Source organism: Xenorhabdus sp. TS4 (genome assembly GCF_014467265.1).
Classification (GTDB): domain Bacteria; phylum Pseudomonadota; class Gammaproteobacteria; order Enterobacterales; family Enterobacteriaceae; genus Xenorhabdus; species Xenorhabdus ehlersii.
This window is the reverse complement of the sequence record NZ_NKHQ01000067.1, coordinates 1-634: the sequence shown is the minus strand read 5'-3', so window position 1 is coordinate 634 and position 634 is coordinate 1. Positions and strand designations below refer to the sequence as shown.

General features: G+C 49.2%; 1 protein-coding gene. It reads right to left on the bottom strand.

What is annotated here, in order from left to right; translation table 11 throughout:
* On the bottom strand, positions 1 to 634 hold a 634-nt coding region (locus Xets_RS14155; protein ID WP_187651951.1), incomplete at both ends, for an AMP-binding protein.

Genomic DNA, 634 nt, shown 5'->3' with positions numbered 1-634 from the left:
GTGAGTACACACGGGCTTCTGGTATCTTGCAGAATAAACTGCACCCGCTCCGGTGGATATTCAGGGGAAATGGGCACATAAGCCCCGCCAGCTTTCAGTACCGCTAAGATACTAATAACCATTTCCAAACTACGGTCGAGGTAAAGGGCTATGGGCATGTCTGCTTGCAGAAGGACAGCATTACGTTGCTGATAACGTTCGCGGATAACTCTGGCCAATTGATTTGCCCGTTGATTTAACTGTTGATAGGTCAGGGTTTCCCCTTCAAACACCAATGCCACGCTATTTGGTGTTTTTTCTGTTTGAGTTTCAAACAGTTGCGGCAAGGTGTTATCTTGCGGGTAAGGGACATCGGTTTGGTTCCAGGTGTGCAGCAGGGTATAGCGCTCTTCCTCACTGAGGAACCGGAGGGCAGTATGCGGCTGGTGTGGATCACAGGCCACAGCGTGCAGGATGCGTTCAAGCTGGCGAAGCAAGCGCAGGGCTTGTTTATCTGTCAACCAGTCTTCCCCATAACCCAATTTGACCGTGAGACAATTATCTTGTTCATAGGCCATCAGTGATAATGGATAATCGGTTTTTTCGATGGCCTGGCGGAATATCAGGGTGTTTTCAATCCCTGCCTTATTTTCGC